Origin of the sequence: Kitasatospora griseola (assembly GCF_044999035.1) — a bacterium.
GTDB classification, from domain to species: Bacteria; Actinomycetota; Actinomycetes; order Streptomycetales; family Streptomycetaceae; genus Kitasatospora; species Kitasatospora griseola.
This window is the reverse complement of the sequence record NZ_CP173360.1, coordinates 5,887,035-5,905,334: the sequence shown is the minus strand read 5'-3', so window position 1 is coordinate 5,905,334 and position 18,300 is coordinate 5,887,035. Positions and strand designations below refer to the sequence as shown.

Here is an 18,300-nt window from a genome sequence, read left to right as displayed (position 1 = left end):
CGTTTCACGTGGCATTGACGGTCGGGTCACCGTACGGTAACGGGCGTCCGGGACGCTGAAGCGGTACCCGGGTCGAGGAGTTGGTGTGGTCATGCGTACCGGACTCAGGACCGCCCTGCGGCGGGCCGAAACGCTGTTGCTGATCCGCGGCGCGCGCCGCAACGCGTGGGCGGCGGTGTGCGAGAACCGCCGGCTGGCGGTCGAACGCGAGCAGCCCGAACGGGTGCCCGAGCGCAGCGCCTGAACTCCCGGTGGCCTCCGGGCCGGGCTCCGGGAAAGTCCAGGGTCGCCGAACCGGCACCGCCTTGGATGATCGCCACCCCCGCCCCGTACCATGAGCAGTATGGCGAGGCAAAAATCCGATACCCCTGGGCGGCTCGCACAGATCCGCCAGGCATATGTCATGACCAAGCAGGTCGACTCCAAAATCGGCCTGATCATCGCCGGCGTCGGCCTGCTGACCTTCGGCGTGTTCCTCGCCATCGGCTTCGCCCTGGACCACCCGGTCTACCTGGGCATTCTCGGTTTCGTGGTGGCAGTGCTGGCGGTCGCGATCGTGTTCGGCCGTCGGGCCGAGCGGGCCGCGTTCGGGCAGATGGAGGGCCAGCCGGGCGCAGTCGCCGCGGTGCTGGGCAACATCCGCCGCGGCTGGAGTGCCAACCAGACTCCGGTGGCGGTCACCCGCAACCAGGACGCGGTCTACCGCGCGGTCGGCCGGGCCGGCATCGCGCTGATCGGCGAGGGCAACCCGAACCGGGTGCGTCCGCTGCTGGCGTCCGAGAAGAAGAAGATGGCCCGCGTCGTCGGCGACGTGCCGGTGCACGACATCATGGTCGGCAACGGCGAGGGCGAGATCCCGCTGAAGAAGCTGCAGATCCACCTGATGCGGCTGCCGCGGGCGATCACGGCCGCCCAGGTCACCGAGACCAACGACCGGCTGCGGGCGCTCGGCGACCTGCTGTCGAAGGCGCCGATCCCCAAGGGCCCGATGCCGAAGGGCGCCCGGATGCCCAAGGGCGGCGCGCGCTAGGCGCCCACTCCCCCGTAGGACACCACGGCCCCGCTCGCGAGATTCCTCTCCGCGAGCGGGGCCGTTCGACGTTTCCGGGCTTCGGGTTCCGGGCTTCCGGGTTCCGGGCTTCCGGGTTCGGCTCCTGGGCTTCCGTTTCCCGGGATCAGCTACTGGGCTTCGGCGCCCGGGTTCGGTTACCGGGCTTCGGTTTCCCGGGTTCGGTTCCCGGGTTCCAACAGGGTCAGATCCGGACCTCGACGGTGCCGACGGCCTTGTCGTGCAGGCCGCGGGTGTCGCGGTCCCAGACGGCGGCCGGGATGACCAGGCAGAGCAGGAAGGTACGCAGCAGCACCTGCGGGATGGTCGCGCGGCTGCCGTCCAGCCGGACCACCCGCAGGCCGAACAGGCGCTTGCCGACGGTGGTGCCGGTGGTGGCCAGGAACAGCACGCTGACGGCGTAGAACAGCGGGGTCGTCCACAGGTTGGCCGCGCTCTTGTCGCCTTGGGCGAGCAGGCCGTAGGCGACCAGGCTGACCAGCCAGCCGTCCACGAACAGGGCACCGATCCGGCGGCCGGGGCCGGCGATCGAGCCGGGGCCGGAACGCGGCAGGCCGAGGCGCTCGCCGCGGTAGCCGAAGTCGGCGCCCATCTTCTCGGCGGCCGCCTTCGGGCCGTCGATCCACGATCCGAGTGCTTCTCTGGTGTCCACGGACCCACCCTAACCGGGCTTACCCGCGGATCCGGTGGCGGGCCCGCGGGCGGGACGCGCCGGGGCGGGATCCCCCGAGGGTGAACCGAATTCCTCCGACTGCCACGAATGGTCTGAACCACCCTGGGTACACGTCACCCGCAGGACAGGCGATTTGCCCGGGCCGTACCGCTTTGCCACCCGCCGGAGCGGCCTGATTAACATGTGGGAAACAGTCAGGTCACGATCCGGAAACGGCCCATTCCTATCGTGAACCCCTGCACCGGGCCCCCGTCGCCCCTGACGGAGGCTCAGAGCGCACGCCGAGGAGGAGTACGGATGTTCACCAACGCCGACGAGGTGAAGCAGTACATCGCGGAGAACGACATCAAGTTCGTCGACGTCCGGTTCTGCGATCTGCCGGGCGTGCTGCAACACCTCGCGGTCCCGGCCGACACCTTCGACCCGACCGAGACACTGATGTTCGACGGCTCCTCGATCCGCGGCTTCCAGGCCATCCACGAGTCCGACATGGCCCTCGTCCCGGACTTCGCCACCGCCCGGCTGGACCCGTTCCGCACCGAGAAGCACCTCAACATCAACTTCTTCATCCAGGACCCGATCACCGGCGAGGCCTACAGCCGCGACCCGCGCAACGTGGCCCGCAAGGCCGAGGCCTACCTCGCCTCCTCCGGCATCGCCGACACCGCGTACTTCGGACCCGAAGCCGAGTTCTACGTCTTCGACTCGGTGCGCTTCGAGACCAGCGCCAACGCGTCCTACTACCACATCGACTCGGTGGCCGGCGCCTGGAACACCGGCTCCGCCGAGGGCGACGTCCGCGGCTACAAGGTCAAGTACAAGGGCGGGTACTTCCCCGTCCCGCCGGTCGACCACTTCGCCGACCTGCGCGCCGAGATGTCCCTCGAACTCGGCCGCGCCGGCCTGACCGTGGAGCGCCAGCACCACGAGGTCGGCACCGCCGGGCAGGCCGAGATCAACTACAGGTTCAACACCCTGCTGCACGCCGCGGACGACCTGATGCTGTTCAAGTACATCATCAAGAACGTCGCCTGGCGGGCCGGCAAGACCGCCACCTTCATGCCCAAGCCGATCTTCGGCGACAACGGCTCCGGCATGCACGTCCACCAGTCGCTGTGGACCAACGGCAACCCGCTGTTCTACGACGAGCAGGGGTACGCGGGCCTCTCCGACACCGCCCGCTACTACATCGGCGGCATCCTCCGGCACGCCCCGTCCCTGCTCGCCTTCACCAACCCGTCGGTCAACTCGTACCACCGACTGGTCCCCGGCTTCGAGGCGCCCGTCAACCTGGTCTACTCGCAGCGCAACCGCTCCGCCGCGATCCGGATCCCGATCACCGGCTCCAACGCCAAGGCCAAGCGCATCGAATTCCGCGCCCCCGACCCGGCCTCCAACCCCTACCTCGCCTTCTCCGCCATGCTGATGGCCGGCCTCGACGGCATCAAGAACAAGATCGAACCCGCCGAGCCCGTCGACAAGGACCTCTACGAACTCGCCCCCGACGAGCACGCCGCGGTCCCCCAGGTCCCCGCCTCCCTCCCCGCCGTCCTCGACGCTCTGGAGGCCGACCACGAATACCTGCTGGCCGGCGGCGTCTTCACCACCGACCTCATCGACACCTGGATCGACTACAAGCGCACCCAGGAAATCGCCCCGATCGCCCTGCGCCCGCACCCGCACGAGTTCGAGCTGTACTACGACCTGTAGGAGCGCGCTCACCCGACCCCGCAAGGGCCCGGCTGTCGGTCTCCGCTCGGAGGTCGGCGGCCGGGCCTGTGCCGGTTGTCGGCGCGGGGGCCGGCGTTGGGGGGAGTTCGCGCTGTCAGGCGGCGGACGGTGGGAGTCGGTCGCGGCGGAGGTGGCTGAGCAGCTCCCGTAGCCGGGCCGTCTGGTCGTGGGGCAGGGGCAGTAGCGGCGGGCGCGGTGGGCCGGAGGGGCGGTTCTGGAGGTCGAGGCCCGCCTTGATGGCGCGGGGGAGGCCGTGGTCGACGATGAAGCGCAGGAAGGGCAGCAGTTCCTGCAGCAGCGTGTCGGCGCGGTCGTCGTGTCCGCCGACGGCCGCGGCGTGGAGCGCCAGCACCCACTCCGGTACGAGGCAGGGGGCGGCCGTGCACCAGCCGACGGCTCCGGCGCGGAAGGCGTCCAGGGCGACCGGGTTGCTGCCGTTGTAGACGGACAGCTCCCCGTCGGACAGCTCACGGATGGCGCGGAAGCGCGAAACCTCGCCCGAACTCTCCTTGACCATAGTGAGGTTGGGGATCTTCCGGGCGAGCGCGACCACCGCTTCGGGGCGCAGGTCCACGCCGCTGGTGCCGGGGTTGTTGTAGAGCATCATCGGCAGGTCGGTGGCACGTGCCACCTCGCCGTAGTGGCGGGCGAGTTCGTCCTCGGTCAGCTTCCAGTACACCTGGGGCAGCACCATGATCGCGGTGGCACCGTGGCGGGCGGCCACGCGGGCGCGGCGGACCGTGCCCTCGGTGCTCCAGTGGGAGACGCCGACGAGGGTCGGCACCTGGCCGGCCACGGTGTCGAGGGTGGTCTCGCAGACCGCGTCCCACTCCTGGTCCGTCAGATAGGCGCTCTCGCCGGTGCTGCCCAGCGGAGCGACGGCGTGGCTGCCGGCGGCGACGAGGTCGCCGGTGAGGCTTCGCAGCGCGGGCAGGTCGACCTCGCCGGTGACGGCGTCGAAGGGGGTGACCGGGTAGGAGATGATGCCCTTCAGGGGCGGGTTGGCCATCAGAGTTCCACCTGTCCGGTCACACAGTCGGGGTGATTGCGCAGCGCCTTGCGCGCGTAGTACTCGAAGTTCGCCCTGCTGCGCCGGTCGGTGGAGGTCCAGTCGTGGGCCTCACGGGCCAGCGCCGGGTCCAGGGGCTGGATGGTCCCCGCCGACATCGCCAGCAGTTGCAGGCGGGCGGCCCGTTCGATGAGCAGCGCCAGGGTGCACGCCTCCTCGATGGTGGAGCCCGTCACCAGTTGGCCGTGGTGGGCCAGCAGGATGGCCCGCTTGTCGCCGAGGGCGGCGGAGATGATCCGGCCCTCCTCGTTGCCCACCGGCACGCCCGGCCAGTCCTTGAGGAAGGCGCAGTCGTCGTACAGCGGCGTCGTGTCCATCTGGGAGATCACCAGCGGCACTTCCAGCATGGCGAGTGCGGCCGTGTGCAACGGGTGCGTGTGGATGATGCAGTTGACGTCCGCGCGCTCCCGGTAGATCCAGGAGTGGAAGCGGTTGGCGGGGTTGGGCATGCCCTCGCCCTCCAGGACTTCCAGGTCCTCGTTCACCAGCAGCAGGTTGTCCTCGGTGATCTCGTCGAAGCCCAGCCCGAGGCGCTGGGTGTAGTAGGTGCCCGGCTCCCGCCCGCGGAAGCTGATCTGCCCGGCGAGGCCCGAGTCGTGGCCGCCGTCGTAGGCGATCCGACAGGTGAGCGCCAGCTTCTGGCGCGTGGTCAGTTTCGAGTCCCCGAAGTGCCGGTCCATCTGCCGCTCGGCGCGGTCGACGAGGACGTCCTTCGAGTCCTGCAGTGTTTTCGCCATGTGTCTCTGCTCCCGCTCTCCGGCCCTGCCCCGGCGGCACGGCCTGCGCCCGGAGCCGCAGCCCCGGAGGAAACATTGTTCACCATAGGACACAAGGTTTCCTGCCACAAGAGCCCCGGGGATGGGCGTCCGCAGCCCCGGCGCACCACGGGGAAGTCCGCGACAGGTGCCGGCGGGCCACACCTCCCGGGCCTGCCGGTCGCGCCGCGGCGTAGCATTTGTTCGCCATAGGACACGAGGTGTCATCAGGAGCGGACGGCACGCTCGGCACCGCACGGCCCCGTCGGTTCAGGGGCACGGGAGAGGAAGACGCCAGTGATCAACCGGGTACGCCGGCTGCGCAAGGAACGGCTGATGACCCTGGAGGCGCTGGCCGAGCGGTCCGGCGTCACCAAGAGCTACCTGTCGAAGGTCGAACGCGGGCAGAGCGTTCCCTCGATCGCCGTGTGCGCCTCCCTGGCCAAGGCCCTCGAAGTCCCCCTGGACAGCCTCTTCGCCGACGCCGACGAACTGAGCGAGGTCACCGTCACCCGGGCCGCGGAACGCCAGGCCCTGACCTCCCCGGACGAGCCCGGCACCCGCTACGAGGGCATGGCGCTCGGCGCCGGCGCCAAGGGCATGACCCCGTTCATGCTCTACCCGCCGCTCGACGACGGCCCCGCCGCCTTCCGGGACCACCCCGGCGAGGAGTTCGTCTTCGTCCACGCGGGACGGGTCGAACTGGTCCTCCCCTCGCGCGCGATCACGCTCGACCCCGGCGACTGCGCCTACTTCAAGGCCACCACGCCGCACCGGCTCCGCTCCCTGGGAACCACGCGCGCCACCGTCCTCCTCCTGGTCTCCAGCGACTACGACGCTCCGGACGGCGCCTGGCCCCCGCACTCCCGCCTGCCCTGAGGCGCACCGGCGCTCGCCGCTCCGAACAGGCGTGCGGAGGGCCGGTCAGCAGGTGAGGACCGGACCCGCCCAGTCGGCGTGGTCACTGTTGTTGCCGTCGCCGCCGTCGGTGACGACGAGGTGCAGCTCGTCGGCGCCGGTGAGGTCGGCGGTGAGGTGCTTGACGCCGGCGGCGGCGTTCAGCACGCCGCTGTCGGCGACCTTGGTGCCGTCCTTCCAGATCTGGAAGGCGACGGTGCCGCGGCCCATGGCCTCGGCGTCGACGCCGACATCGGTGGTCAGCGAACTGCAGGCGCCGCCGAGGTAGTAGACGATCTCGCTGAACGCATTGGTGCCCAGGCCCTTGGCGTAGGTCGCGCCGTTGATGGTGATGGTGCGTCCGTCGCCGGACTGGTTGTCGCCGTTGCTCATGTCCTTCTCGACCTGGCCCCAGCCGTTGCTCGCGGAGGTCCAGGTGAGGTCGGAGAGCTGGTGGGCGCCGGCGGCGGGGCCGTTGCCGCAGGCGATCCTGGCTCCGGCCCAGTCGGCGTGGTCCCAGCTGGTGCCGTCGCCGCCGTCGGTGACCACCAGGCGCAGAACGGCGGCGCCCGTGAGGTCGACGGTGAGCTTCTTGGCCGGGTCCCTGCCGGTGAGCCTTCCGCTGTCGGCGGCGAGAGTTCCGTCCTTGAACACCTGGAAGACGGCGGAGCCGCTGCCGGACGTCTCGTCGTCGATGCCGACACTGGTCACCAGGTTCTTGCAGGTGCCGCCGAGGTTGAAGCTGATGTCACTGGGGGCGTTGGTGCCGATGCCCTTCGCGTACGCGGTGCCGCGGATGGCCAGGGTGCGGCCGTCGCCGGCTGCCCAGTCGCCGTTGCTGTGGTCGCGCTCGGCCGGGCCCCAGCCGTTGGTCTGGGCGAGGAACGGCAGGTCGCTCAGGTGGCTCATGCCGGTGGGCGGCGGGACGGGCGTGCTCGGGGTGACCCGGAACATCGCGGTGCCGTGGCCGGGGACGGTGGCGCTGATCGCCCCGGTGCTGGTGGTGGTCTTCTTCGACCACAGGTCCTTGACCGTGTACGAGGGCGCGCCGGCGATGCCGACGGCCTGCACGGTGGTGGTGATGGTGGCGTCGTAGGAGCCCTCGTTGGTGAGGGTGACCGCACGGCTGCCGTCGGCCAGCGGCTTCGACATGACGACCAGGCCGTTGTCGCTGGAGACCACCGAGCCCTGCTTGCCCAGCGGATCCTGGTCGATCGCGATGACGTCGGCGTTGGTGAGGATGTCGAACGTCTCCTGCTGGGCGGTGCGCAGGTCGGCGCCGATCAGCAGTGGTGCGGCCATCTCGGCCCAGAGGCTGAAGTGCGTGCGGTACTCGGTGCCGGTCATGCCGCCGTTGCCGACCTCCAGCATGTCCGGGTCGTTGAAGGCGCCGGCCTTGGCGTAGGCGGACAGTCCCTGGTTGGCGTGCGCGATGGAGATCATGCTCTGCCAGTTGTCGCTGATGTCGCCGGTGGTGCGCCAGGAGTTGCCGACCGGCTGCGCCCAGTTCCACGGGCCGCTGGAGCCCCAGTCGCAGATGCTGTAGAGGATCGGTCGGCCGGTCCTCTTCAGCGCGTCGCCCATGGTCTTGTAACGGGTCTGCGCGTCGACGCCCATGTTGTTGCAGTTGTCGTACTTGAGGTAGTCGACGCCCCAGGAGGCCCACAGGTTGGCGTCCTGCTGCTCGTGGCCGAGGCCGCCGGGGAAGCCCTGGACGTCGCAGGTGTGGGTGCCGGCGCTCGAGTAGAGGCCGAACTTCAGGCCCTTGGCGTGGACGTAGTCCGCGAGCGCCTTGATGCCGTGCGGGAACCGGACCGGGTCGGGCACCAGGTTGCCGGACAGGTCCCGGGAGGGCAGCGCCCAGCAGTCGTCGAGGTTGACGTACTGGTAGCCGGCCGCCTTGAGGCCCTTGCTGACGAACAGGTCGGCCATGCCCTTGACCAGGTCCTCGTTGAACTGGGACCCGCACCAGGTGGTGTTCCAGTTGTTGAAGCCCATCTGGGGGGTCAGGTTGATGCCGTTGTCGAGCGCCGACGCCGGTGGGGCGGTGGCGAGTTGGGTGCCGACGGCGAGCGCGCCGCCGCCGGCCAGCAGGGTGAGGGATGTCAACGCCGCACTGACGCGGCGGGACAGCTTTGCGCGTAAGGACTGCAAGGTTCCTCCCCGGGAACGGGACATGCGGAACTCGACCGCACGGAGACGCGGGTCGAGGAGGAGCCGTCGCACGGTCCGCCGACACCGTGGAGCGGGCGGAGTCGGGCGGCTCCTCGACGGAGGGTGCGGGGGCCCCAAGGCGGCGCCGCCCCGCACTCTCCGGGCTGATGGGGTCCGCCGCGTCAGGACACCGGGCTCCAGGACTGGCCTGCGGCCGATCCGTCGGGCCGGCCGAGGACGACGGCGGACGTGGGCGTGGACTGCGGGGCGTCCAGGGCGAGGCCGGTGGCCACGTTGGTGACGGTCAGCGCACCGGTGGCGGTGTTCTGGACGACGCGCCACTTCTGGTACGGGCTGTTGGGGTCGTAGCTGTTGAGGACCCACGCCGGGCCACCGGGCGCGGCCGGTCCGGTCAGGGTGCCGTGGACCTGGGTGTCGGTGAAGCAGTCGTCGGTGATGTGCACCGTGCCGTCGCCGTTGGCGTCGAAGCGCCACCGCTCCGAGGTGTGCCAGTCCCACCAGGTGTTGAGGTCGGTGGTCGAGCCGTCGGGGGCGCTGCACGTGCCCCGGACCTCCAGGACCTGGCCGCCGGTGCCGCCGGCGCTGATGCCGTGGTAGCGGCCGTCGCCGATCACCGTCGCGGGGACGGTGACGGGCAGGGCCTTGAGCCGGTACATGGCCACGCCGTGCGGGGCGACCGAGGCGCCGAGCGTGCCGGTGACGTCGCCGGTGGCGCCGGTCCACAGCTCCTTGGAGGAGTAGCCGGGGCCGGTCAGTCCCAGCGCGCTCAGGGTGGTGGCGACGGTCCGGGCGGAGTTCGGGTCCTGGTTGACCAGCAGGACGGCGGTGTCGCCGTTCGCCAGCTGCCGCTTGAGGACCAGCGGCGCGGTGGGGCTGTTCGGCGGGTCGCCGACCAGGGTGGCGGGCTTGGCGAGGCTGTCCTGGTCGACGGCGATGACGTCGGCGTTCTTGTAGACGGCGAGCGCGGAGTCGCTGATGCCCGTGGACCAGGTGTAACCGCTGTCGCTGTGCTGGGAGTCGGCGGCGGTGCGCAGGTCGGCGCCGGAGATCAGCGGGGCGGCCGTCATGGCGAGGATCGACATCTCGCTGCGCGATTCGGTGTCGTTCATCGGCCTGTGGCAGGTGCAGGTGTCGGTGGTGCCGTAGAGGCCGTACGGATCGAGCCAGCCGGCGAACATCATGTCCATGTCGTTCCAGCTGCCCGGCCGGACATTGCCCGGATACTGCAGCGCGGTCTGCAACTGGCCGTTGTGGAGCACGCCTTCCAGGTCCGGGCCGCGGTCGCCGCCGATCCGGCAGAGGTTCGCGACCTGACCGCACCAGACGCCGGTCGGCGCGTAGCCGGGGGCCTGCCGGGCAGGGGTGCCGGCCGCGACGACCACCGGGTCGGTGCGGGCGGGGTCGTCACCGGCCAGCAGGTACGGGAGACCGGTGTGCACGGGCTGGGCGGACACGCTCAGCACGACGCGCGGTCGGCCCTGGGCGGCCGAGGCGGCGTCCAGAGCACGCTGGAAGTCCTGGGTGCGGGCGTAGATGGAGCGGGTCAACTCCCGCCCCTCGCCCTGGGTTCCGTAGTTGTACCCGTCCGGACCGGTGATCGGCGGGCCGTAGGGGCAGTCGTCGTACTTGACGAAGTCGACACCCCAGGCGACGAAGTCGGCGGCGTCGGTCGACTCGTGCCCGAGACTGCCCGGGTGCCCCTGGCAGGTGGTGTAGGTGTCGGTGGCGTAGAGGCCGAACTTCATGCCCTTGCTGTGGGCGTACCAGGACAGGTACTGGATGCCGTTGAGGGTCTGCCCGTTGACGGTGTGCGCCGGGAAGTGGGCCGGGTCCGGCATCAGGTGGCCGGTCGTCAGGTCGAAGCCGGTGCCGTCGAGACCGCTGGTGGGGTTGCGGTCGGCGTCGTACAGCTGCATCGCGCCGTAGGAGTTCTTGACGAGGTCGGTGGTCTGGCCGTCGCGGTGGGACAGCGACCAGCCGTCGTCGATGGTGACGGTGTCGTAGCCGGCCGCCACCAGGCCCTTGGACGACATGAAGTCGATGGTCTGGACGACCTGCTGCTGGGTCACCGCGGTGCCCAGGCTGTTCCAGGAGTTCCACCCCATGGGCGGAGTGCGGGCGAGGCCGTTGTCGAGGGCCGCGGCGGGGGCGGAGGCGGCGGGGGTGGAGGCGGCGACGACGGCCGTGAGGCCGGAGGCCGCGAGGGACAACGCCGCGAGGGCGTGCAGCAGGGCACGGGGCATGGATGGACGCATGGGGGCGCTCCAGGTGGGCATGCGGGGGAAGGTGGCATGACGGTGGGCTCTGTTGAGTCCATCTCCAGAGATCGACGGCTAGAGGAATCTCAACAGAAAGCAACACATGGTAGCCAGATCGGAAACGCGCACTCAAGACCCCGAACACGCCGCCTTCACGAAACTTCCGGCCGGATGGCACCGCCGCGTCACCGCCACCGCAGCGGGGTGCGCAGTCTCCGGCGCTCACCTCCGGCTTCTGACGTTCCGTCAATCACCCGACTCTGTCCGCCTTGTGGCCGCCGAACCCGAAACCGCCGACGTGCCGGAAGCATGCGCGACCCGCCCGACCGCCGCGGAGGGCGTCGCGAGCGGGTGTCGACACACGCGCCCTCTTGACATGTCTGTGCAATGGCACTGTGATATGTCGGGTCGCGTTCGAGCATGTTGGTTTCTGATGGTTTGACGGGCCACCGAAGCCTGCACGACGAAAAGGAGCCTCCCCTCATGTTCCGTGCCATCAACTGCCGTGCCGCCGCAGGACTCCTGCTCGCCCTGGGCCTGACCACCGCCGCCTGCTCCACCGGCCGGGAGTCCACCTCCGGCGCCCCCTCGGTCGCCCCGGTCGGCGGACGGATCTCGATCACCTACCTGCAGAAGCAGGGCGACCAGGAGTACTTCGTCGGCGAGGCGGCCGGCGCGAGAGCGAAGGCCGCCGAACTGGGCGTCGACCTCAAGGTGGTGAACCTCGGCAACGACGCCAACAAGACCATCAGCGAGGTGCGGTCCGCGATCGCGCAGAAGACCAACGGCGTCATCGTGGTCGTGCCCGACCCGGCCGTCGGCCCGCAGGTCGCGCAGACCGCGAGGGACGCGAGGATCGCCCTGCTCACCTCGGACGACCAGGTCTGCACCACCGGACCGGACCCGGCGAAGTGCGCCAAGTCCGACCTGGTGCCGCGGATCGGATTCTCCGGCGCGCAGATGGGTGGCGAGGTCGGCAAGCGCGCCGCCGAGGAGTTCAAGAAGGCCGGCTGGAACGCCGCCGACACCCGGATCATCTCCGCCTGGAAGCAGGACGTCACCGTTTGCGGCGACCGGGTCAAGGCCGCCAAGGAAGCCTTCGACTCCGCCGTCCCCGGGGTCCGGAACATCGACGTCGCCACCGACAACACCCCGACCGGCGCGCAGGACAAGGTCGCCGCGACGGTCACCGCCAATGCCGGGGTCAAGCACTGGGTGGTCTGGGGCTGCAACGACGAGAACGTCCAGGGCGGCGTCACCGCCCTGCAGAACGCCGGCGTCAGCCCCGACGACATCGACGGCGTGGGCCTCGGCGCCTACCTCGCCTGCAAGGACTGGACCGGCGGCAAGCCGTCCGGGATGAAGGCCGCCCTGTTCATCAACGGCAAGGACGTCGGCGCACTCGCGGTCCGGACCATGTACGACCGACTGAAGAACAACGTGGAGATGCCCGCCGAGGCGTTCGCCCCCACCACCATGGTCGACGCCGCCACCTGGAAGAGCGCCGGCGTCACCTGCAACTGACCGTCCTTCCCCCCGTGGTCGCCCGGTGGGGCGGGCGGCCGCCACTCCTTCGCCCCAGTCCTGAGGTGACCCAGCAGTGAGCAGAGCACGCCCCTCGACCTCCAGCTCCCCACCGCCCGCCGGCCGGCCTTCCACCGCCGGCGCGCGGGTCGAGGGGATCACCAAGCGATTCGGTGCGGTGCAGGCCCTGGACGACGTGACCCTCGACCTCCCCGGCGGCAGCGTCACCGCCCTCATGGGCGAGAACGGCGCCGGCAAGTCCACTCTCCTGAAGATCCTCACCGGCGACCACCGGCCCACCCGGGGACGAGTCCTGTTGGACGGGCGACCGGTCGACCTGCGCTCCCCGGCCGACGCACGGGCCGCCGGCATCCGGATCATCCCGCAGGAACCCGAGATCGTCCCGCACGTCTCGGTCGCCGAGAACGTCTACACCGGATCCCTGCCCCGCCGGGCCGGCCGCCGCCTCGACCGGGCCGAGCTGCGCCGCCGGATCACCGCGGACCTCGACCGGCTGGGTTTCGCCGACGTCCTGGAGCCCGATCTGCTCGGATCACAACTGACCGCCGCTCAACGCCAGTTGGTCGAGATCATGCGAGCGCTGACCGGCCGGAACGCCGCCCGGGTCATCGCCTTCGACGAGCCGACCTCCTCACTGTCCGAGCACGAGGTCGACGCGCTGTTCGCGCTGATCGACCGCTTGCGCGATCAGGGCGTCGCCGTCGTCTACGTATCGCACCGGATGCAGGAGATCCTCCGGCTCGCCGACCGCATCGCCGTCCTGCGCGACGGAGCCCTGGTCGGCGTCCGGGATGCCAGGACCACCACCGAGGACGACCTGGTGCGTCTGATGGTCGGCCGCGACCTGTCGACGATGTTCGTCCGCCGGTCCGTCGTCGGCGACCGGGTCGTCCTGGACGTCCGCGGCCTGACGACGGACCGGGTCCACGGCATCGACCTGCGGATCCACGCCGGCGAAGTGGTCGGCCTCGCCGGACTGATCGGCGCCGGACGCTCCGAACTCGCTCTCGCGCTCGCCGGGGACCTGCCCGTCCGCTCCGGCAGCGTCACCCTGGACGGACGGCCGCTGCCGTCCGGCAGCCCCGGGGCGGTGATCCGCGCCGGTCTCGGCCTGGCCCCGGAGGAGCGGAAGGCGCAGGCGCTGTTCCTGCACCGCACGATCCGGGACAACACCTCCATCGCGGTACTGGAGCGACTGCGCCGCTTCCGCTTCGTCAGGCGAGGAGCGGAACGCGACCTCGCCCAGGAGTACATCGACCGCCTGCGGGTACGCACGCCGTCCATCGAGCACGAGGTCCGCAAGCTCTCCGGCGGCAACCAGCAGAAGGTCGTCCTCGCCCGCTGGCTCGCCCGCAGGCCCAAGCTGCTGATCCTCGACGAGCCCACCCGCGGCATCGACGTCGGCGCCAAGGCCGAGATCTACCGGATCATCGCCGACCTCGCCGAACAGGGCGTCGCGCTGCTGGTGATCTCCTCCGAACTGCCCGAACTGCTCGGCCTCGCCGACCGGATCGTCGTCATGCAGAACGGCCGCACCACCGGCGAACTGAACCGCGAGGAAGCCACCGAGGAGGCCGTCCTCGCCCTCGCGATGGCCGATGACATCAGCCCCAGCGCCTCAGGAGCAGCCTCATGACAACCGCCGCCACACCGCCGGCCGTCCCGGACGACGGAGGCCGGCGCCGGCCCGCCGCGAGGATTCCCGTGCTGGGCGCCATCGGCGGGCAGAACCTCGGCCTGATCGGCGCCCTGGTCGCCGTCCTCACCGTCTTCGGCCTCCTCAACGACAACTACCTCAGCCTCACCAACATGCAGGTGATCGCCGAGGCCGCCACCATCACCGGGCTGCTCGCCGTCGTCCAGACCGTCGTCATCATCTGCGGCGGACTCGACATCTCGGTCGGCTCCCAGGCGGGCGTCGCCTCCGTCGTCAGCGCCATGGCCTTCACCTCCGCCGGCTCCAACGCCTTCGCGGGCATGGCCGCCGCCGTCGCCGTCGGCCTGCTGATCGGCCTCCTCAACGGCGCGATCATCGTGTACGGCCGGGTCAACCCCACCATCGCGACCCTCGCCGGCCTCGCCGCCTACAAGGGCCTCGCCCAGCTCCTCTCCGACGGCCGGGCCCAGGGCTACGTCCTCAACGACGCCGTCTTCGTCTTCCTCGGCCGGGGCCGGATCGCCGGACTCCCCGTCATGGCCTGGATCCTCATCGCCGTCGCCGTCGCCGTCCACCTCCTGCTCGCCTGCACCGACATCGGCCGCAACATCTACGCCATCGGCGGCAACGACACCGCCGCTCGCCTCGCCGGCATCGACATCAACAAGTACCTGGTAGCCGTGTACGCCCTCATCGGCGCCGTCGCCGCCGTCGCCGGAATCCTGCTCACCGCCCGCACCGGCAGCGGACAGCCCACCTCCGGCAGTGAAGGCCTCGAACTCAAGGCCATCACCGCCTCCGCCCTCGGCGGCTGCGCCCTCAGGGGCGGCAAGGGCACCATCGGCGGCACCCTCCTCGCCGTCGCCCTCCTCGGCGCCCTCGACAACGGACTCACCGTCCAGGGCATCAACTCCTTCTGGCAGAACGTCGCCCAAGGCACGCTGCTCGTGGTCGCGGTCGTCGTCCAGCAGCGCCGCACCGGGGAACGCGCCGTCGGCCTCCCCGCCTGACCCGGTGTCGGTGTACCGGCGACGGAGGCCACGGCGCGTGCTCAGCGGGGCAGCCGCGCGACGAGCTCCAGTTCGTCCGCCAGGAGGGCCGGGTCGCGCGGGCCGGCGTGCGGGGCGGGCAGGGAGCGGACGCGGAACGGGTTGTGCGGGGTGGTGGCGTCCGCCTCGCGGATCATGAGGTCCTGGAGCGGGAGGGGGATGGTGCGGTCCTGGGTGTAGCGCAGGAAGGTGCGCGGCACCCGGCCCCACCCGGTCGGGAGGCCGCGGGCGTCCTCGCTCGCGCCGACGGCCGCGGACTCGTCCGGCTCCAGGATGTTCATCAGCGCCCGGACTTCGGCGTCCGGGCGGTCGGCGGCGATCGACTCCTTGACGAGGGCGAAGAACGCGGGGTCGCCCGAGCGCCAGTTGACCCGGCTGACGCCCAGCTCGGGCGGGGTCTGGATCGCGGGGAGCCTGAACACGGAGCTGGTGGCCGCCTCGGGGGTCATCATCAGCCGCAGCACCGAGGGGTGTTCGGTCGGGCAGAACGCGGAGGCGTACACCAGGTGCGCGAGCAGGTCGGGCACCTGGTTGGCGACGGCGTTGAGGGTCGCGCCGCCGAGGCTGCCGCCGACCAGCACGACCGGGCCGTTGCGGCGGGCCCGCCGCACCACGCCGATCACGTGCGCGGCGAAGTCGCCCAGCGTCACCCGGGATATCGGGGACGGCTCGGTGCGCAGCCGGTCGAGGTCCTGCGGGAACTGGTAGGACTCGGGGAGGTAGGCGCCGAGCCCGTGCCCGGGCAGGTCGACCGCGATCGCGCGGTGTCCGCGCAGGCCCAGTTCGCGCAGCAGGGGCTGCCAGTAGTAGGAGTTGCTGCCCGAGCCGTGGACGAGGACCGCTGTCGTGTCCCGCCCCGCCGACGCCGCCCCCGCGTCCCCCGCGTCCCCCGCGCAACTGCTCGCCCCCGCCGGACTGGTGGGCGACACGCCCGTGCTGTGGGTGGGCGAGCCGTTCACCGCCCCCGCGTGCTGACCTTCCAGGTCTACCTGGCACTGCCGCTCGCCGCCGACCTCGCCCTCGGCGTCGACGGGTCCGAGGCCACCACCGGGCTGTTCGTCCTCTCCGCCGCCGTTGCCGTCGCGGGCCAACTGCGGCTCACCGGCTGGGCCGGCCGCGTCTGGACGCCCTCCCGGGCGCTGGTGCGCGGGCTCGCCGCCATGGGGGCGGCGTTCGTTCCGCTCGCGCTGCTCCCCCGCTCCGGCGCGGTGGCCCAGCTGGTGGCGCTGGCGGTCGCGGCGGCCGTGCTCGCCGCGGCGGGCGCGGTGGTCCACCCGTTCGAGATGGACACCGTCGTCACGCTCGCCCGGGGCCGCCTGGTCGCCACTCACTACGGCCTGTACAGCACCGTCTCCGGGCTCGGCATCACCCTCGGCAACCTCGCCGTCGGGGCCCTCTGGGACTACGCCGCCCGCCACGACGCCCCCTACCTGCCCTGGCTCGCGCTCGCCGCCACCGGTCTGCTCTGCGCCGCCGCGGTGCGCCGCCGCGCCCGGACCGGGCGGCTCCCCCACCCGGCCGAGGAGGCCGCCGCCTCGCCCGCCTGAAGACTGTTGCAAACTATGTGCAACTGCAATTGATACGCGAAAGTGGTGCGGGCCGATGCCGAAGTCGCCGGTGGTGCTGGGAATCGAGTCGTCCTGCGACGAGACGGGAGCGGGGCTGGTTCGGGACGGGGTGCTGCTCGGGCAGGCCGTGGCGTCGAGCATGGACGAGCACGCCCGGTACGGCGGAGTGGTGCCGGAGATCGCGGCCCGCGCGCACGTCCACGCGATGGCGCCGGTGGTGCGGGAGGCCCTGGACCGGGCGGGGCTGACGCTGCGGGACGTGGGAGCGGTCGCGGTCACCACCGGGCCGGGGCTGTCGGGGGCGCTGCAGGTCGGGGTGGCCGCCGCGAAGGGCTACGCGTTCTCGCTCGGGGTGCCGCTGTACGGCGTCCACCACCTGGCCGGGCACGTGGCCGCCGCCGGACTGGCGGGCGGGCCGCTGCCGAACCCGTGCGTGGTGCTGATCGTCTCCGGCGGCCACACCTCGCTGCTGCTGGTCCGCGACCTGGCCCGCGACCCGATCGTGCACCTCGGCGACACCCTGGACGACGCGGCGGGCGAGTGCTTCGACAAGACCGCCCGCATCCTCGGCCTGTCCTACCCCGGCGGACCGGCGATCGACCGCGCCGCCCGCGACGGCGACCCGGGCGCGGTCCGGCTGCCGCGCCCGCTCACCGGGCCCGGCGACGCACCGTACGCCTTCTCCTTCTCCGGGCTGAAGACCGCCGCCGCCCGCTGGGTCGAGGGCCACCGCGCCGCCGGCGTCGAACCGCGGGTGCCGGACGCGGCGGCCTCGCTGCAGGAGGCGATCGCCGACACCCTCACCCGCAAGGCCGTCCGCGCCTGCACCGACCACGGCATCCGCACCCTGGTGGTGGTCGGCGGCGTCGCCGCCAACTCGCGGATCCGGGCCCTGACCGAACAGCGCTGCGCCGCCGCCGGCATCACCCTGCGGGTGCCGCCCCTGCCCCTCTGCACGGACAACGGCGCGATGGTCGCCGCGATCGGCGACCTCCTGGCCCGCGCCGGCGCCGAGCCCGCCCCGCTGGACGTGTCGATCGACCCGTCCGCGCCACTGGAGTACGCCGCGCTGACGCCGCGCCCGCGGGCTCGGTCCGCCGCCTGATCCGAGGTCAGGACCCGGGCCGCCAGGAGCCGGACGCACGGCAAAGCGCCGGCCGCCAGGACCCGGACGCACGACAAAGCGCCGGCCGCGAGGGCCGGCGCTTCGGTGGTGCGGGAGGGAGGGCTGGGACGGCCCTCCCTCCCGGTCGGGCTCGGTGCGTCAGGACTACCAGCTCGCGCCGGAGTCGGTGGCCGAACCGGAGACACCCTCGTCGTCCGCGACGGCGAAGCCGCTGAAGTGCTCCACGCTGTTCGGGGTGACGAACGAGCCGGAGCCGGCGATGCCGGCGGTGGTCTCGTTGGCGATGAACTGGACCTCGACGAAGTGCGCCTCGGGGCTGCTGCCCTCGTGGGCGGCATCCATGTCGCCGCCCTCGTGGGCGGAGGCCAGACCCGCGCAGCCGAGCAGGACGGGGGCGGCGAGGCTGATGGCGGCGACAGTACGAGTGAGAGCACGCATGAGAAATAAATCCTTCCGAAAACGGAATCCGATTCGGGAAGCAGTGGGCTTCCCTGTACTCCAAGACACACGACGTCAGCCGGGGCGGCCAGTCGGAAAAGTCCGATTGCTCCCCATGGCCGAGTGGCCCGGTCCGCGGCCGGGACGGGCCGCCGGCCCGCCTCCCGCTCCTTCGAACGGCCGCTCGACCGTCCACCGGCACGGCCGCCCGGTCGACCGTCAAGGCCGCTGCTCCCCCGGGGAGTTGGCGGCCTTCGCCGTCCCCCCGACCGGATCGAAATCGCTTGGCG

Annotated in this window: 16 protein-coding genes; 9 read left to right on the top strand and 7 right to left on the bottom strand. The window is 71.4% G+C overall.

What is annotated here, in order from left to right:
• The first annotated feature begins 91 nt into the window (after positions 1 to 91).
• A complete protein-coding gene (locus ACI1MP_RS26805) occupies positions 92 to 244 on the top strand; it encodes a hypothetical protein (protein ID WP_167349403.1) in 153 nt (50 codons plus the stop codon).
• A 99-nt stretch (positions 245 to 343) separates the two neighbouring features.
• The gene (locus ACI1MP_RS26800) at positions 344 to 1,030 is read left to right on the top strand and encodes a DUF4191 domain-containing protein (protein WP_043913575.1); all 687 of its coding nucleotides are present in this window, start codon (positions 344 to 346) and stop codon (positions 1,028 to 1,030) included.
• Between the two features lie 223 nt (positions 1,031 to 1,253).
• Here the strand turns inward: ACI1MP_RS26800 and ACI1MP_RS26795 are convergent, their stop codons facing one another.
• On the bottom strand, positions 1,254 to 1,721 hold the full coding sequence (locus ACI1MP_RS26795) for an RDD family protein (RefSeq protein ID WP_100585931.1): 468 nt from the start codon (positions 1,719 to 1,721) through the stop codon (positions 1,254 to 1,256).
• A 318-nt stretch (positions 1,722 to 2,039) separates the two neighbouring features.
• Here ACI1MP_RS26795 and glnA point away from each other — a divergent pair, with 318 nt between their 5' ends.
• Positions 2,040 to 3,452, top strand: coding sequence for a type I glutamate--ammonia ligase (glnA, locus tag ACI1MP_RS26790; RefSeq protein ID WP_043913577.1), 1,413 nt, complete (start codon positions 2,040 to 2,042; stop codon positions 3,450 to 3,452).
• 115 nt (positions 3,453 to 3,567) lie between these two features.
• Here glnA and ACI1MP_RS26785 read toward each other — a convergent pair whose 3' ends face one another.
• Complete coding sequence (locus tag ACI1MP_RS26785; protein WP_404869655.1) at positions 3,568 to 4,482, bottom strand: dihydrodipicolinate synthase family protein; 915 nt, start codon at positions 4,480 to 4,482, stop codon at positions 3,568 to 3,570.
• Positions 4,482 to 5,279, bottom strand: a complete 798-nt coding sequence (locus tag ACI1MP_RS26780; protein WP_404869654.1) for an aldolase — start codon at positions 5,277 to 5,279, stop codon at positions 4,482 to 4,484. Before ACI1MP_RS26780 ends, ACI1MP_RS26785 begins: the two co-directional genes overlap by 1 nt.
• Before the next feature lie 315 nt (positions 5,280 to 5,594).
• On the opposite strand from ACI1MP_RS26780, the gene ACI1MP_RS26775 reads away from it, so the two are divergent.
• Positions 5,595 to 6,176 carry a helix-turn-helix domain-containing protein gene (locus ACI1MP_RS26775; RefSeq protein ID WP_100585920.1) on the top strand — a complete coding sequence of 194 codons (582 nt, stop codon included), beginning with the start codon at positions 5,595 to 5,597 and terminating at the stop codon, positions 6,174 to 6,176.
• A gap of 45 nt (positions 6,177 to 6,221) precedes the next feature.
• Here the strand turns inward: ACI1MP_RS26775 and ACI1MP_RS26770 are convergent, their stop codons facing one another.
• Complete coding sequence (locus tag ACI1MP_RS26770; RefSeq protein WP_404869653.1) at positions 6,222 to 8,372, bottom strand: NPCBM/NEW2 domain-containing protein; 2,151 nt, start codon at positions 8,370 to 8,372, stop codon at positions 6,222 to 6,224.
• 158 nt (positions 8,373 to 8,530) lie between these two features.
• Positions 8,531 to 10,624, bottom strand: a complete 2,094-nt coding sequence (locus ACI1MP_RS26765; RefSeq protein WP_404869652.1) for an alpha-galactosidase — start codon at positions 10,622 to 10,624, stop codon at positions 8,531 to 8,533.
• A gap of 486 nt (positions 10,625 to 11,110) precedes the next feature.
• Between ACI1MP_RS26765 and ACI1MP_RS26760 the strand changes: the two genes are divergently transcribed.
• From ACI1MP_RS26760 to ACI1MP_RS26750, 3 genes are all read left to right on the top strand, one after another.
• Complete coding sequence (locus ACI1MP_RS26760) at positions 11,111 to 12,151, top strand: substrate-binding domain-containing protein (protein WP_380341269.1); 1,041 nt, start codon at positions 11,111 to 11,113, stop codon at positions 12,149 to 12,151.
• Between the two features lie 157 nt (positions 12,152 to 12,308).
• Positions 12,309 to 13,808 carry a sugar ABC transporter ATP-binding protein gene (locus ACI1MP_RS26755; RefSeq protein ID WP_404870834.1) on the top strand — a complete coding sequence of 500 codons (1,500 nt, stop codon included), beginning with the start codon at positions 12,309 to 12,311 and terminating at the stop codon, positions 13,806 to 13,808.
• Complete coding sequence (locus tag ACI1MP_RS26750) at positions 13,805 to 14,839, top strand: ABC transporter permease (protein ID WP_404869651.1); 1,035 nt, start codon at positions 13,805 to 13,807, stop codon at positions 14,837 to 14,839. The genes ACI1MP_RS26755 and ACI1MP_RS26750 overlap by 4 nt, the downstream gene beginning before the upstream one ends.
• Positions 14,840 to 14,880: 41 nt before the next feature.
• On the opposite strand, the gene ACI1MP_RS26745 is transcribed toward ACI1MP_RS26750, so the two are convergent.
• Complete coding sequence (locus tag ACI1MP_RS26745) at positions 14,881 to 15,669, bottom strand: alpha/beta fold hydrolase (RefSeq protein ID WP_404870833.1); 789 nt, start codon at positions 15,667 to 15,669, stop codon at positions 14,881 to 14,883.
• A 177-nt stretch (positions 15,670 to 15,846) separates the two neighbouring features.
• Here ACI1MP_RS26745 and ACI1MP_RS26740 point away from each other — a divergent pair, with 177 nt between their 5' ends.
• Both ACI1MP_RS26740 and tsaD read left to right on the top strand, forming a co-directional pair.
• Entirely contained in the window at positions 15,847 to 16,425 is a 579-nt protein-coding gene (locus ACI1MP_RS26740) for a hypothetical protein (RefSeq protein WP_404869650.1), read from the top strand.
• 55 nt (positions 16,426 to 16,480) lie between these two features.
• The gene (gene tsaD, locus ACI1MP_RS26735) at positions 16,481 to 17,551 is read left to right on the top strand and encodes a tRNA (adenosine(37)-N6)-threonylcarbamoyltransferase complex transferase subunit TsaD (RefSeq protein ID WP_404869649.1); all 1,071 of its coding nucleotides are present in this window, start codon (positions 16,481 to 16,483) and stop codon (positions 17,549 to 17,551) included.
• 165 nt (positions 17,552 to 17,716) lie between these two features.
• Here the strand turns inward: tsaD and ACI1MP_RS26730 are convergent, their stop codons facing one another.
• Positions 17,717 to 18,010: a hypothetical protein gene (locus ACI1MP_RS26730; protein ID WP_380341261.1), complete on the bottom strand. Its 294-nt coding sequence runs from the start codon at positions 18,008 to 18,010 to the stop codon at positions 17,717 to 17,719.
• Between the last annotated feature and the right edge of the window lie 290 nt (positions 18,011 to 18,300).